This window comes from Rania fehmarnensis (assembly GCF_056494185.1).
On the sequence record NZ_CM151398.1, the window covers coordinates 1,256,859 to 1,270,681 of the forward strand.

Annotated in this window: 13 protein-coding genes; 6 read left to right on the forward strand and 7 right to left on the reverse strand. The window is 55.7% G+C overall.

Translation table 11 applies throughout. The features are described from left to right. Positions 1 to 15 precede the first annotated feature (15 nt). Entirely contained in the window at positions 16 to 984 is a 969-nt protein-coding gene (locus tag SH573x_RS03935) for an acetyl-CoA carboxylase carboxyltransferase subunit alpha (protein WP_479353029.1), read from the forward strand. Positions 985 to 1,341: 357 nt separating this feature from the next. On the opposite strand, the gene SH573x_RS03940 is transcribed toward SH573x_RS03935, so the two are convergent. Further along, the gene (locus SH573x_RS03940; RefSeq protein ID WP_479353030.1) at positions 1,342 to 2,283 is read right to left on the reverse strand and encodes a CvpA family protein; all 942 of its coding nucleotides are present in this window, start codon (positions 2,281 to 2,283) and stop codon (positions 1,342 to 1,344) included. A 185-nt stretch (positions 2,284 to 2,468) separates the two neighbouring features. Between SH573x_RS03940 and SH573x_RS03945 the strand changes: the two genes are divergently transcribed. Further along, positions 2,469 to 3,182, forward strand: coding sequence for a metal-dependent hydrolase (locus tag SH573x_RS03945; protein ID WP_479353031.1), 714 nt, complete (start codon positions 2,469 to 2,471; stop codon positions 3,180 to 3,182). 201 nt (positions 3,183 to 3,383) lie between these two features. Here the strand turns inward: SH573x_RS03945 and dtd are convergent, their stop codons facing one another. After that, the gene (gene dtd, locus SH573x_RS03950) at positions 3,384 to 3,824 is read right to left on the reverse strand and encodes a D-aminoacyl-tRNA deacylase (protein WP_479353032.1); all 441 of its coding nucleotides are present in this window, start codon (positions 3,822 to 3,824) and stop codon (positions 3,384 to 3,386) included. A 90-nt stretch (positions 3,825 to 3,914) separates the two neighbouring features. Here dtd and SH573x_RS03955 point away from each other — a divergent pair, with 90 nt between their 5' ends. The 3 genes from SH573x_RS03955 (at position 3,915) to SH573x_RS03965 (ending at position 7,031) form a co-directional block, all read left to right on the forward strand. After that, on the forward strand, positions 3,915 to 4,841 hold the full coding sequence (locus tag SH573x_RS03955; protein WP_479353033.1) for a DUF1559 family PulG-like putative transporter: 927 nt from the start codon (positions 3,915 to 3,917) through the stop codon (positions 4,839 to 4,841). A 141-nt stretch (positions 4,842 to 4,982) separates the two neighbouring features. Continuing rightward, positions 4,983 to 5,921 (forward strand): riboflavin biosynthesis protein RibF, encoded by a 939-nt coding sequence (gene ribF, locus SH573x_RS03960; protein WP_479353034.1) that lies wholly within the window; start codon positions 4,983 to 4,985, stop codon positions 5,919 to 5,921. Between the two features lie 108 nt (positions 5,922 to 6,029). Next, on the forward strand, positions 6,030 to 7,031 hold the full coding sequence (locus SH573x_RS03965; RefSeq protein WP_479353035.1) for a DHH family phosphoesterase: 1,002 nt from the start codon (positions 6,030 to 6,032) through the stop codon (positions 7,029 to 7,031). On the opposite strand, the gene SH573x_RS03970 is transcribed toward SH573x_RS03965, so the two are convergent. After that, positions 7,028 to 7,561: an RNA polymerase sigma factor gene (locus tag SH573x_RS03970; protein ID WP_479353036.1), complete on the reverse strand. Its 534-nt coding sequence runs from the start codon at positions 7,559 to 7,561 to the stop codon at positions 7,028 to 7,030. The genes SH573x_RS03965 and SH573x_RS03970 overlap by 4 nt on opposite strands. Before the next feature lie 186 nt (positions 7,562 to 7,747). On the opposite strand from SH573x_RS03970, the gene SH573x_RS03975 reads away from it, so the two are divergent. Continuing rightward, positions 7,748 to 9,625, forward strand: coding sequence for a serine/threonine protein kinase (locus SH573x_RS03975; protein ID WP_479353037.1), 1,878 nt, complete (start codon positions 7,748 to 7,750; stop codon positions 9,623 to 9,625). 19 nt (positions 9,626 to 9,644) lie between these two features. Here the strand turns inward: SH573x_RS03975 and SH573x_RS03980 are convergent, their stop codons facing one another. From SH573x_RS03980 to SH573x_RS03995, 4 genes are all read right to left on the reverse strand, one after another. Next, positions 9,645 to 10,430 carry a DUF2231 domain-containing protein gene (locus SH573x_RS03980; RefSeq protein WP_479353038.1) on the reverse strand — a complete coding sequence of 262 codons (786 nt, stop codon included), beginning with the start codon at positions 10,428 to 10,430 and terminating at the stop codon, positions 9,645 to 9,647. Between the two features lie 4 nt (positions 10,431 to 10,434). After that, complete coding sequence (locus SH573x_RS03985) at positions 10,435 to 10,674, reverse strand: hypothetical protein (RefSeq protein WP_479353039.1); 240 nt, start codon at positions 10,672 to 10,674, stop codon at positions 10,435 to 10,437. A gap of 294 nt (positions 10,675 to 10,968) precedes the next feature. Beyond that, complete coding sequence (locus SH573x_RS03990) at positions 10,969 to 12,150, reverse strand: hypothetical protein (RefSeq protein WP_479353040.1); 1,182 nt, start codon at positions 12,148 to 12,150, stop codon at positions 10,969 to 10,971. A gap of 220 nt (positions 12,151 to 12,370) precedes the next feature. Beyond that, positions 12,371 to 13,411, reverse strand: coding sequence for an acyl-CoA desaturase (locus SH573x_RS03995; RefSeq protein ID WP_479353041.1), 1,041 nt, complete (start codon positions 13,409 to 13,411; stop codon positions 12,371 to 12,373). Between the last annotated feature and the right edge of the window lie 412 nt (positions 13,412 to 13,823).

Here is a 13,823-nt window from a genome sequence, read left to right on the forward strand (position 1 = left end):
CCATACACGCCGACCATGGACAAAGCACACGCCGGATTAGAGTTCGAAGAACCGATCGTTCAGCTCGAGCAGCAGATCGCTGAACTGGAGAAGATCGAACCTCGTACCGAGCCGATTGAAAAGCAGTTGATCGATCTGCGACATCGATTGATCTCCGTGACGCGCGAGACCTATTCGCAGCTCAACCCATGGCAGATCGTTCAGGTCTCTCGTCACAAGAATCGGCCATACACACGCGACTACTTGCAACTGGCATTCGACGAGTTTGTCGAACTGCACGGCGATAAGCACTTCGGTGACGATCGCGCCGTGGTGACTGGCTGGGCCAAGATCGATCAGCACAAGGTCATGATCGTGGGCCATCAAAAAGGTCGCACGTACAAAGAGCGTTCGGCATGCAACTTCGGCTGCGCGCATCCCGAGGGTTATCGCAAGGCGATGAGCAAGATGCGGCTGGCCGAAAAGTACGGATTGCCGATCGTCTGCTTCATCGACACGCCGGGAGCGTATCCGGGCGTGGGCGCCGAGGAGCGCGGCCAGGCTCAGGTCATCGCCGAGAGCATGTTCCAGATGAGCCAGTTGAAGACGCCGATCATCTGTATCGTAATCGGCGAAGGTGGCTCAGGCGGAGCTCTCGGAATTGGCGTTGGCGACCGGATCGCCGTCTTGCAGTTTGCCTACTACTCGGTGATCAGTCCTGAAGGCTGCGCCGGGATCTTGTGGAAGAGTCACCAGTTCGCGCCGCAAGCCGCCGAGGCGCTGAAGTTCACCTCGGCGCATCTGCAACAGCTCGGCGTGATCGACGACGTGATCGAAGAGCCGCTGGGCGGCGCGCATCGCGATCATCATCAGATGGCCGCGCGCATGAAGAGTTATCTGTTGCGCACGCTCGCGCAGCTCAAGCAGAAGTCACCTGACGACTTGATTACTGGCCGCTACGACAAGTTCCGCGCCATGGGCCAGTTCATCGAAGTGGAAGCTTAACAGCGTCGCTGCAATTTGTGCGTGGCGTGCGGCTGGTCTACTGCGTGGTCTCCTACGTGGTCTCCTACGTGGTCACCAGTCGCTTGCAGTCTCCATTGGCCGTCTCTAATCACGGACTCTACCGCCTGAAATCGCCAGAAACGAACGTCCGATAATGTTTCTTATGTTCGGTTTCGCCCCCGGTTTTCCCTGGGAAATGCGCATAGCTGTGCCGTAGCGGAATGCGTCCAGCATTTCGTCCCTGCCTGACTCCGTAACGGAATGCGTCAAGCATTTCGTCCTCGTAGCGGAATGCGTCAAGCATTTCGAAAGCCTTGACGGCTTCCGCTACGACGGCTTCCGCTACGCTTGCGGTTGTTACCGTAGCGGTGGCAGCAGTTGCGGCAGCTGCGCTTGTTGCAATCCGTCGTTGCCTGGCGGAGTCTGACCAAACGATCCCGGCGGCGGCGCAATCACCGGCGGCAAGTTCTGAGGCAACTGTTGGAACTGTTGCTGGAACTGTTGCTGGAACTGCTGTTGAAGCTGTGGCTGAGTCGGAAACTGTGTCGGGATCGACGGCAGCGCCGGCATCGATGGTTGGTTCGGCCAGAAACTCGATCCGCTGTTGGCCCCCTGCTCCGGCTGAGTCTGACCGGCCGCTCCCCCGAACATCGATCCCAGTCCGGCTCCTAAACTAGATCCGAAGCCCGAGCCGGCTTGCTCTGCTACGGCCTGGCCACCGGGAACAGCTTGGCCGACGCCTGCCCAGTTCCAGGACCCATTCTGCTCAGCGCCTGCTGGGAACTGTTGGTGGAGCTGTTTGTCGAGCCGATCCAGGTACGGGCCCACGACATCATGCAGCTCTTTCGGTAAGACGCCGCCAGCGTTGTCCAGCGCGCTGGCAATGTAGTAACCCGACTTCGATCGACAAATGGCTTCTTGTTGCTTGGGACCCAGCAGCGTCATGGCGAACATGGTGATCAACAAACACAGGATCGCACCCTTGGCCAGCCCAAAGGCCGCTCCCAAGTGACGGTCGAACTCCTTCAAACGCACGCCATCGATGGCGCTGCTCAGCAGTCGGAATCCGACCCAGATCACAAACGACGTTCCGACGTACAGAATCAACATGGCCAAGAACATGTTCCACGGCGGCGCCGCTTGAATCATCTTCGCCAAGTCAAAACGAAAATTCACCGCCACCAGGTAGCTGACCAGAATCGAAGCCAATGAGGCAACTTGCCAGGCAAAGCCTTTGATGGCGCCCAGCAGCGTGGCCACGGCTAACACAATAATCATGATCAGGTCGTAAGCCTGCATCGGATGCTGTTCCTTCAAAACGTCCTGTAACGGGCAGTCGATACGAAGTGCAGGGGGTTGTAGCAAAACGCCAGTCGCAGCCCAATAGCATTTCTGGCCCGCCAAATTTTCAGTCTTGAGCCAGCCAGTCGATTTTCGTAGTGTTCTCGAGTCACCTTCCAGCACACTCAAAAACTTGGGACACCATGGCTGACTTTCGCACACATATGATTACCAGCACGATCGCTGGCGCAATCTATGGAGCAGTTGGCTACAGCTATGGACTGCCGATTCCAACTTGCGTTGTGGCAGGGGGGCTGTGCAGCGTTAGTGGCATGTTGCCCGATTTAGACAGCGATTCGGGGCGACCGCTGCGCGAAGCGACGACCTTGGCTGCAGCCGTCGTCCCCATGCTGATGGTCGAACGCTTTGAGCGCTTCGGTTGGGGCCACGAAACGATGGTGCTCGCTGCGGGCGTGTTATACATCATGATCCGATTCGGACTGACCGAGATCTTCCGGCGCTTCACAGTTCATCGCGGCATGTGGCACAGTATTCCCGCGGCGCTGGTCGTAGGCATGATTGCCTTCTTGGTAATGGATTGTGAAGACGTCACGTTACGCATGTTCAAAACTTTTGCGGTCGTGCTCGGCTTTATGAGCCATTTAATCTTGGATGAAATCTGGAGCGTCGATTTCAAACGCGGCCAATACAAATTCAAATCATCGTTTGGTACTGCGCTGAAGTTTTGGGGCAAAGACCGTTGGGCAAACTTCTCGACCTATTTCAAGCTCGCGTGTTTGTCCTACCTGGTTTATCAAGATCATGCCTTCATGAGTCGCTTTGCACCTTACACATCCAACGTCCCGCACACAGCGACGGAACTCTGGAAGTTAGTCACCGAAGGCGTATTGCGTTAACTAACGCTCACGGTCCACGACTTTGGAGTGCGGTGCCATCTGGCACCGCTTTGATGTAAGTAAAGTCACTTGCCGCAGCCTGAGTCGCTCTGAAAGTCTGATGTCACCTAGTTCGAGCAGGCTTCGGTACCGTTGGGTTATTACATCAAAGCTACGGCTAACGCCGAAGCACTCCAAGGAACCGGGGCTAACGCCCTCGGCTTAGCGGGAATCGATTACCAGGGTTACTGGTCCGTCGTTGATCAAGCGCACTTGCATGTCAGCGGCGAAGACGCCGGTGGCGACGCGGATTCCCGAACTGGCTACTTGAACGCAGAACTCCTCGTACAGTTGCTTGGCCAGTACAGGCTCGGCGGCGGCGATGAAGCTTGGCCGCTTGCCTTTGCGGACATCACCGAGCAAGGTGAATTGACTGATGACTAAAGCGCTGCCACAGACATCGCCCAGTGCGAGGTTCATTTTGTCTTGCTCGTCGCTAAAGATCCGCAGTCCGACCACCTTTTCGGCCAGCCACTTCAGGTCCTTGGCCGTGTCACCAGTTTCGACTCCCAGCAGCACGACCATTCCCTGTTCGATAGCTCCCACAATCTGGCCTTCAATAGTGACATCTGCGGAACGAACGCGTTGGATAACTGCGCGCATGAGCCCTCCCCTGCCCTTGTTGGTTTCATGGTAAAATGGTGAGCACTTCAAGCCCTCGGTGGCTTCTTCAGTTTCGCCCTCATGTTTGCCATGCCATTCTATTTCACTTGTCCTTATTGTTTGCACAAAACTCTGGTCAGCGAACAGCTGAGCGGCCAGGCGGGCCCGTGCGTCGGTTGTGGTAAACAAGTTACCATCCCTGCCCCGCCCCCTCCGCGCCGCAGCGACATCGCGCCGGTGCAAGACCGCTATGAACCAACTGTGGTCCAATTGCAGCCTGCCAGGAGGATACCACGCTGGGCCATTCGGAGTGTCCTGTACTCCGCAGCCGCTCTGCCGCTAGTGATTATTATTTTTTGGCTCGCCAGTCCCGCTCTTTTGAAATTGCGGGCCCAGCGCAATGTGACTGTCTGCAAACAAAATCTCAAACGTATAGCCAAAGCTCTCAACGAGTATGCAGCTGATTATGGAACCTATCCGCCACCGATCACTCGGGACGCAGCGGGTGCGCCCATGCATAGCTGGCGAGTTTTGATTCTGCCGTATTTGGGCGAACGTAAGCTATATGACTCCTACGATTTGACCAAGCCCTGGAACGCGGCTGAGAACTCGCACGTGCAAGCGATGATTCCGGCTGTCTATGTTAGCCCTGGCAATACAAACGTGGCGGTTGGGGAATCAAGTTATATGCTGGTCACTGGTGCGCAAACGCTGTTCCCGCCAACGGGTCCTTTGGCACCCAGCGCAATTGGCGATGGCGGCAGCAATACTCTGCTGGTGGTCGAGACCAATAATCGCATCCGCGCTTGGACCGAACCGGCTGACCTAGACTTTGCAACGTTGCGACCGGCTGTAGGTATGCTCGGTGGCATTGGCGGTACGCATCAACAAGGTGCGACGGCCGTCACAGCTGATGGCGAGCCAATATTTTTGCCGGGCGATGTCACTAAGCAAATGCTCGATGGTTTAATAACACCCAATGGTGGCGAAGCTGTTTCGGGAAGATGGTACAAATGAGCCCCCCTGCCCTCCCCTGCCCTGCGCTCTGCCCTGTTCTAGGATTTTTGGCCATGTTTGTCTGACCCATGACTGCGCACTCCTTTAGTCCCTGCCCTAAATGCTCGCTTTCCCACCTTCCGAAGATTGATTAATTTCAGCATGTCGCGTTTGTATATGGCGCTTGACCAATTGCCGCCGCAAGTTTGCGGAGGCGGATTGGCCATCGGTAACTTTGATGCGGTGCACGTGGGGCATGTAGCGCTAGTCGAACAACTGGTGGCGCTATCTCGGCAAGTATCGGGCCCGGCGCTGGTGTGCACTTTCGATCCGCCACCGGGAGCAGTCCTGTTTCCAGATCGCCCTCGCATTAAACCGCTGACGACGCTTTCGCGCCGCGCGGAACTGTTTGGCCAATTGGGCGCCGATGGCTTACTGGCTTTTCCCACGACGCGTGAGTTTTTGAATTTGTCGGCAAGCGAATTCTTTGACGAGATCATCGTACGTCGCGTGGGTGCAAGGGTGATCGTGGAAGGTCCAAACTTTTGTTTTGGCCGCGCACGTGGCGGTGATATCGACCTACTGGGGCATCTGAGCCAACAGGCCGGCATTCGCTTGCATGTAATGCAGCTGGTGGAATCGGAACTGGGAGTGGTGTCCAGCACGCGCATTCGCGAGTTGGTTACTCTTGGTCAAATCGACGTAGCCAACCAACTGTTGCTGGAACCGTACCGCATCGAAGGCGAAGTGGTCAGTGGCGCGGCTCGCGGTCGAACGATTGGTTTCCCCACTGCCAACCTAGGTTCGACTCCTGTGCTTTTGCCGGCCCTGGGGGTGTATGCAGGGCGAGTGTTGGGCGTGGAACCCACCCCGTGGCCCGCTGCAATTCATATTGGTCCCAACCCAACGTTTGCTGAAAGCGAACCGAAGGTCGAAGTGCATTTGCCTGGCTGGCAGGGGTCGCTATATGGTCGAACACTGCAGGTCGAGGTGCTCGCCAAGGTGCGTGATGTTCAGAAATTCTCGTCCGTCGATGCGCTGAAGATTCAGTTGCAAAGCGACGTGGCCCAGTGTGTGCGGATTGCGAGCGAGCCCGGTTAGTTGTACAACTCGTTCAGGTGCTGACGGCTTTAGCGATGCGGCGGTGGTCGCGATGTGCTCAGCTGGCACTTCCTTAGTCTTACTTATACCTTTAGATTGGTCCTTAGTATGTCGGTCGATTGGCCTCGCCTCGCTCAACGCCTTCAGGCGCATCAGAGTTTTGTTTTGACCAGCCATATTCGACCCGACTGCGACGCTTTGGGCAGCGAATTAGGCATGGCCGGCATCCTGCAACAGCTCGGCAAACGAGTGCGGATCATCAATGGCCATCCCACACCTCCGAACCTGGCGTTCCTCGATCCAGCTCAAACGATCGAAGTTGTCGGCGATCATGTTTCCGCCAACGAAATTACGGCTGACGCGCTGATCGTCCTGGATACGAGCGCCTGGGCTCAGCTCGGTCCTATGGCCGACGTCATGCGCCGCTTTCCGAGCACCAAGATCGTCATCGATCATCATGTGGGTGAAGACGATTTGGGGGCCGAGTTCTTCAAAGACACTGGTGCCGAAGCGACTGGGCACCTGGTCACCCGCCTGGCCGATGAGATGGGCGTCAAAATTACGAGACCAATGGCTACCGCTTTGTTCGCCGCCATCGCCACCGATACGGGGTGGTTCCGCTTTGCTTCGACCACTAGCGAAACTTATCGCGTGGCCGCGCGACTGCTCGAGTCGGGCGCACTGCCGGCAGACATCTATGGCGATCTATACGAACGCGATACACTCGGCAGAGTGCGATTGCGCGGGCGAATACTATCGCGAGTTCAATCTGAACACAGCGGCGTTCTGGTGCATACGTATGTGCTCAAAGAAGATTTCGATCAGACCGGTGCGCTACCTAGCGATACCGAAGATGCCATCAACTTGACCTTGGCGATCGCCAGTACCAAGCTGGCTTTCATCATGATTGAGCAACTTAAGGGCGGCTTTAAAGTTAGCTTCCGCAGTCGTTGTATTGTGGACTGCAATCAACTGGCCCGCCAATTCGGCGGCGGAGGACACAAGGCTGCGGCCGGTGCCTTTGTCGAAGGTGAATTAGACGAAGTCAAAGCCAGAATCTTAGAGGCCGCCAGCGCCGCCTTGCTCGCCGCCGGCGTAGTTACTGCTTAAGCTTCCAGTTCACCTAGCCGCTGTCTCAGCTTGCGCAGCACACGTGTTCTGGCCTGATAGACGCTGGACAGCGAGATCTGCAGTCGCTCAGCCACAACACTGGGCGACAAGCCTTCCATGGTCGTCATTGTGAAAGCCTGCCAGGTCACTGCTTCAAATTCCGACTCAATAATACGCATGACTCGTCGAGCCACTGATGATTCGATGCCTTCTAGAGATATAGACGACTCCAAATCAGTTGGCACATTTTGCAACTGATCCCAAGCATCTGATCCACCGACGGATTTTGGATGACGCGCTTCGCGCCGCAGAAAATCATGGACTCGACTGCGGGTAATGGTCGCTAACCAAGCGCGAAAGCTACCTCGCTCGCTCCGTCGCTCGAATTTTCCAATGCTCCGAGCTACGGTGACAAAAACATCCTGCACAATATCCGGCGCGTCCGCCTCGCGTATGCCCGAGCATCGGCACCAGCGATAAACGATGGGTGCAAACACAAGGACCAGTCGGCTCCATCCCGCCGAATCCATGCTTTGCACCTTCCCCAATAAAGTTGTTGATAGGGTGGGTATCTCGACGGAGTTGGGTATGTTCGGCGGCTCGTTCATGTTTTTAGGATAACAGGTTGTTGCTCCATAAAAAATAGTGTCAGGGCTTGAGCGTTCTTCTATTATGGCACTGGAGAATTAGCTGACTTCGTAAGTGGAGCTTTGCAGATGACGACCACCTTATGTCCTGCGCCTGAGCGGCTCAAAGCGTATTACCTGGGACTGTTACCCGATGAGGCGAGCAGTGATCTACTTAAACATCTCGAAACCTGCGGACGCTGTCAGGCGGAACTGGAGACGGTGGAGGACCCACAAGATTCTCTAATTGCCCTGCTGCGCCAGACGGACAATTCCCAAGTCTTTGATGCCGAGGCAGCCTGCGAGTTGGGAATCGCCCAAGCACTTGGGGCATTGGCGTGGGCAACGGAGCACAATAGCGGCGATGAAGCGGATCAGTCGCAGTTGCCACAGAGAGTTGGCGAGTATCACGTGTTGCATTCGTTGGGCAACGGCGGCATGGGACGTGTTTACTTGGCCAGGCACAGTAAACTGCAGCGACTGGTGGCTCTGAAGGTCCTGGCCGGCCACCGACTTGGCGACCGTCGAGCCAGTCAGCGTTTCGAATCCGAGATGCGTGCCATCGGGCGATTGCGGCATCCCAACATCGTCATCGCACATGACGCTCGAGACATTGATGGCCAGGCCGTCTTAGTCACTGAATATATTGATGGTCTCGACTTGCGACAATTGATCCACCGCTCGGGACGCCTGGCCATCGCCGATGCATGCGAGATCGTTCGTCAAGTTGCCGAAGCACTCGCCTACATATCGGCAGAGGGCTTTGTGCATCGCGACGTTAAACCATCGAACATTATGCTCAGTCGCGAAGGCGAAGTGAAGTTGCTCGACCTTGGCCTGGCTCGTTTGCAATTAGATGATATCGAGTCGGTTGAGGTTACCAGTACCGGGCAAACATTGGGTACTGCCGATTACATTTCACCCGAACAGGTAGTCGACAGCCGCCGTGTCGACATTCGTGCCGACATATATTCTCTAGGCGCTACTTTTACCAAACTACTAACCGGCAGCGCACCATTCGCCGACGATCAACATACTACGGCCTTTGCCAAAATGACTGCTCACGTTTCGACTGAACCGGCGAGTCTACGCAAAAAGCGTACTGACGTACCAATCGAAGTCGATCGACTGGTGGCTGCCATGCTCAGCAAACGACCTGAAGCGCGACCGCAAACTCCCGCGGAAGTCGTTCAGAAACTAACTCCTTTCTGTGGAGGCAGCAACCTGAAGCAACTTGTAATCCGAACGCTAACGTCAACGCCAGAGCTCGACAGCGCTCGAGACCTTCCAGCTCTGTCGCAACCACGTAATCGGCAGCCTTTTTGGCATCGTCCAGTGCCGACTTATGTGGCAATAGCCTCAGGTTTTCTGGGGGCAGCTTTCGGAATCTGCTTGGGAATCATAATCACGATCATCAACCCGGATGGAACAAAGACGATCATAAAGCTACCCAGCAGCAGCAAAGTTGAAATTGCAGAGTCCGACGATGGTCATACGCAGCATGGCACGATCGCACCCTCCAAGAAGATTGACGATTCCGACGCTGCGAACAAACAGGTTGGAACCAAAGTCTACCCACTCAAGTTGGCGGATGTTGAGCTCGCCTTTCGCATACTTTCGCAGCGCTTGGCCAATCGTCCGCGTGTGCGCATGGAAGTGGACAAGCAAACCAATGCTCTGATAGTTGAGGCGAACGCAGCCACACATCAGGAGGTGAGTTCGCTATTGAATGTTATCGACGCTGACCAGCGCAACGATGGCGTTACCTTTGAAGTGATCGACCTGACTGTAGAAGTGCCACAGGCTGTTTCGTTTATCCGGAAGTTCTTTAACCTGAATGATTCGGACAAGCCGGGAAAGATGCCGATCATTGGTGTCGATAACAAGGCCCGTAAGCTATACGTGAAGGGCACATCCGAACAGTTGCGTCAGATCAGAGAGCTGCTGGAAAAGATTGCGCCTGAGTAACCAGAGCTTAAACTATGCCTCACTTGCCAAACGCGCGAGTGTAGGCTCGATCGAACAAGTCTTCGCCGTACGTTAGCTCACCACCTTGATGGCCAGCGATACCTACCAACAAAGCCAAGATCAGAGCCCCTCCTAGCCACAGGAGCCTTAAACGCGGCGCGGGGCGTGTGCGCGCCGCTAACGCGATGGGCGTTAGAGCCACGCTTAAGATAGCCACGGCGATTCCGCAGATGCGATGACGCATCACCGCTTCATCGCCCCATGAATAACCACGAAGTTCTGCAAACGACCAGCCAGCCAGGCTGGAAACAATGGCCGCGAGAGCCCCAATCCACAAACAATGAAAGGCCGCCGGCTCAAATGAGTCACGCTTAAAGTAGCCAAGCGCCACAAACAGACTGGACACTAGCAGCAAACCGATGGGAAAGTGGACGATCGCCGGATGGAAGTGGCCGATAAACGTCATCCCCTTCTGTGCCAGATTCATCTCTGCCGCAGGTACCGGCGTGGGTTCAGCAGCCGCAGCGGTGGGCGTAGCCGAGGGCCACACAAAGTTCTCGGGCCAATCGCCACCATCTTCGATCCACACGCGAATCGCAGCCAGCTCCAACGCATCGAGTTGATTGCCATGCTTGACCGGCGGCATGTGCATCTCTTCGTCTTCCGTGGTCAAGTAGTCAGTCCACAGCGAGCTGTTTATCAGATCGCCACCGCTAATGTAGCTAAGCAGCGTATCGCGCTGGTCAACGCGCATTTCACCCTTGGCTTGTTTCTCGCCGTGGCATTCTAAGCAGTGCTTGGTCAAGATTTCACGAATGTGCGGCTCGAACATAACCCGGCCCGGCGATGTCGAGACTGGCGATGTTGGTGCTGGCGATGTTGGTGCTGGCGATGTTGGTGCTGGCGATGTTGGTGCTGGCACGGGAGCGGTGGTTGGCTCTTGTGCCCAGGCGTCGAGCGACCAGCCAGTCAGCAGCCAGGCCAGCACAACACTCAAAACAAATTGTGACTTTTCGAAAGCAACGGCGCGGCACATACGGAATACTCATCGCTTGGCTTTGACTGGCTCGTCCACGAGTTGCTCTCCTGCCGGCTAGCAGTGGTTGCAATCTGTCGACGCGCCCGCGTCAATTTAGGATCATGGCCATCTTAAGGCAACGTTGCTTCAAGCATGGCCCGTGTCGAAACTCCTTCAACGCTCATTGGTTGAATGGTTGGGTGTGGTTATCGGTAACAGGTGGGAATGGACTACCGTAATGACACACCGCGTGGGTTCCACTTCACGTTACCGCGCCGCGGGTAAGCGAGCAAGTATCGACAAGTTGGATAATGAACGAGCGCGTCTACTGGCGACCTATCCAAGCTAGCGTGGTGTCGGGCGTCGTTGCAGAGTCCAGAGTGCCTGAGTCGGAGTTCAGCTGGGCCGCACGTTTCATAAACAGCGAGCCTCTCTCTGGTTGGTTGTCGAGTTCCAGCCACTTGCCAACCATCGCCAGCGCGACTGCGTCGTTGCTCGATTTCATCGCAAATCCTGCGAGCAATTCGGTGTGGGTTTGTTTGTTGGATGCAAGCGAACCATAGAACGCGGCCAGGCTAGTACCAGGGACTCGTTCCAGCAATAGTGGTCGATCATTGGCTTGTGCCAACTGGAAGACTACGGCCGCTTGGTGATGATCGCCACTGGCAACGAGTGCGATGAAACGTCGCACGGCTAATTCATCATGATCGCCATAACGCACGGCCAGTCGAGCGTAGGCCGAGGCTGCTTGCTGATAGCCCCCCAAAGCGAACATCTGATCTGCAGTTTGTAGTAACGAATCAGGAATTGGTTCCAGCGAGTTGGTAGAGTTCGATACAAGTGACCCGATAGGCGGCTGAGTTGTCGATACAGTGCGGATCGCTTGGTTACCCGCGGCAACTGGCGAACGACGCTGGGCAACTGCATTGTTCGCTGGGGCTCGGGAGGCAACGTTGCGACTGGCCAACATGCGGTCGACCAATGAACCACTTGAACTGGCTACCTGCTGAGGCCAAACGACAGGCGCAGTGCCCGTGGAATAGTTGGTCGGATCAAGAGTGGTCGAACTACTTGGATAGGTAGTCACACACGGATCACAACAATTGGTCGGGTAGATGATTGGCGCGACGTAGGTGGGATCGCAATTGATTGGGGCGTAGTACGTTGGGGCGTAGTACGTCGGTTGATAGTAATAGGTTTGCAGAGCGACTGAATAGGAAACTGTAGGCGCGTACAGTCCAACACTGTAATAAGCAGAGCTGTACGACGGGTAGTAATACGACGGATAGTAATACCGATACCTCGGTAGTCCTACGTACAGAGAGGTGTAGCTATAGCTGCGATAGGCTGGCCAGCCCCATGAGCTGTATACGGGGCGGTTTCCCCAGTGATGATGTCCCCAATGTCCCCAGCGATGTCCCCAACCAGCGCTTGCTGTGGAGGCGGAACCGAGCAGGGCCAACATGCTCATGAATACAAGGATTGCTTGCCGAATGGAGCGTGCCATGATTGTTTGCCGTAAGAGTTGCTGAGATCGACCTACAGTTCATTATCTTCCGGAAACGTACGCCAGGCAACCAATTAAGGACTTGGATCGCAAAAACCTTGCGGCGAATTCTCGGCTTGCCGCTGGCCGAGTGGCGAAAAGAAAAACGCCATCGCTTCTCAGCCATGGCGTTTGAATTTGTGGTCAGCCGCGGTGAAAACGGCTATTGATATCAGGCAAATCAACCAGCCGCTTTGACTGCTTTCTCGCCCTTGGTCCGGTAATCAACGACATCCCAAGCCAAGCCCAAGAGTTGCATCAGGCGGATCGTTCGGAACGTCAAGTCAATTTCCCACCAGCGGTGGCCATGTTTGGCCATGCGTGGATGGGCGTGGTGATTATTGTGCCAGCCTTCGCCGTAGGTCAGCAGCGCGACCCACCAATTGTTGCGGCTGTCATCGCGAGTTTCGTAGTTGCGATAGCCCCACATGTGACTGGCCGAATTAACCAGCCAAGTCGAATGCAAAACGAATACCATGCGCACGCACACGGCCCACACGAACCAAGACACAGCCAGTTGCACTCCACCTTCCGGTCCGCCTATCCAGTAGGCAATTCCCGCCAGAATGGCGGAAGAGAGAATGTTGAGCGGAACAAACGCGTAGTTCAGCGTTCGCATGTAGCGTTCACGTTGCAGGTCGGGTGCCCACTTACGGTAGAACTCCTTCGTGTCCTTGCCACCTACGTTGTAGGCTAGCCAAAACACGTGGCTCCACCATCCACCGTCGTTAGGCGAATGCGGATCGCCTTCTTGATCGCTGCGAGCGTGGTGCAAGCGGTGGTTTGCTACCCACTGCATCGGCGGACCTTCGCCGGCCAGGCAACCGACCGAAGCAATGATGCGTCGCATCCACGGGTAGGTGTTAAAGCTGCCGTGCGTCAGCATACGATGGTAACCCAGCGTGATACCGACACAGCCGCACAGCCAGTGCAAGGCGACGACCAGGATTAGACCACTCCAAGAGAAAGTCCAAGGAATGAAGGCGGCTAATGCACCGACGTGCAGTAGACCGAGCCAAACAGCGGCGGCCCAATTGATGTTATTGGCGTGTGCCACATTGGCTTTACCCGAGTTCCACTTCAATATGGAAGATGCCTCGGTTGGTGAATGGCCACTTAGTAATTTGGCGACATCACTTTCAGCGGCCGGCTGGACCAGAGGTCCAGTGGCTTGACGATAGCGGCGGATGCTCGACCGCTTGCCCTTCTGCTTTTTGTTCATACGTTCTTTCGATTCGCTGTCCAGGGGCACAAGCTGTCAGAGTGCCAGCGGCCCACGCTAGAAATTACAAGCTGCCCCATTGTTTCCGCTGGCCAGTCCGGCGTCTAGCCAGAAACCTCGCCCCACACCCCACCTGCGACGAAAAATCATGGGACAGACCACAAACTTTTCCACACGCCCCACCCCCCACCTCAACTAAGGACAGGCGCACTTTGATTGGGGACAGACGCGCCCCTTACTGGGCGCGGTCCTTTCACGCACGCCTCCACAAATGCCCCCGTCAATCATCTTGTTTTGCCCATTGTGTCCCAGTTGACTGGTTTGCTTGGTTGCTCTATTTCCCAGCTCTGGGGTGGAGTCGCCAAAATTGATTTTGGGACAGACCCCATTGAGTCATTAGCAGGTTGGGATA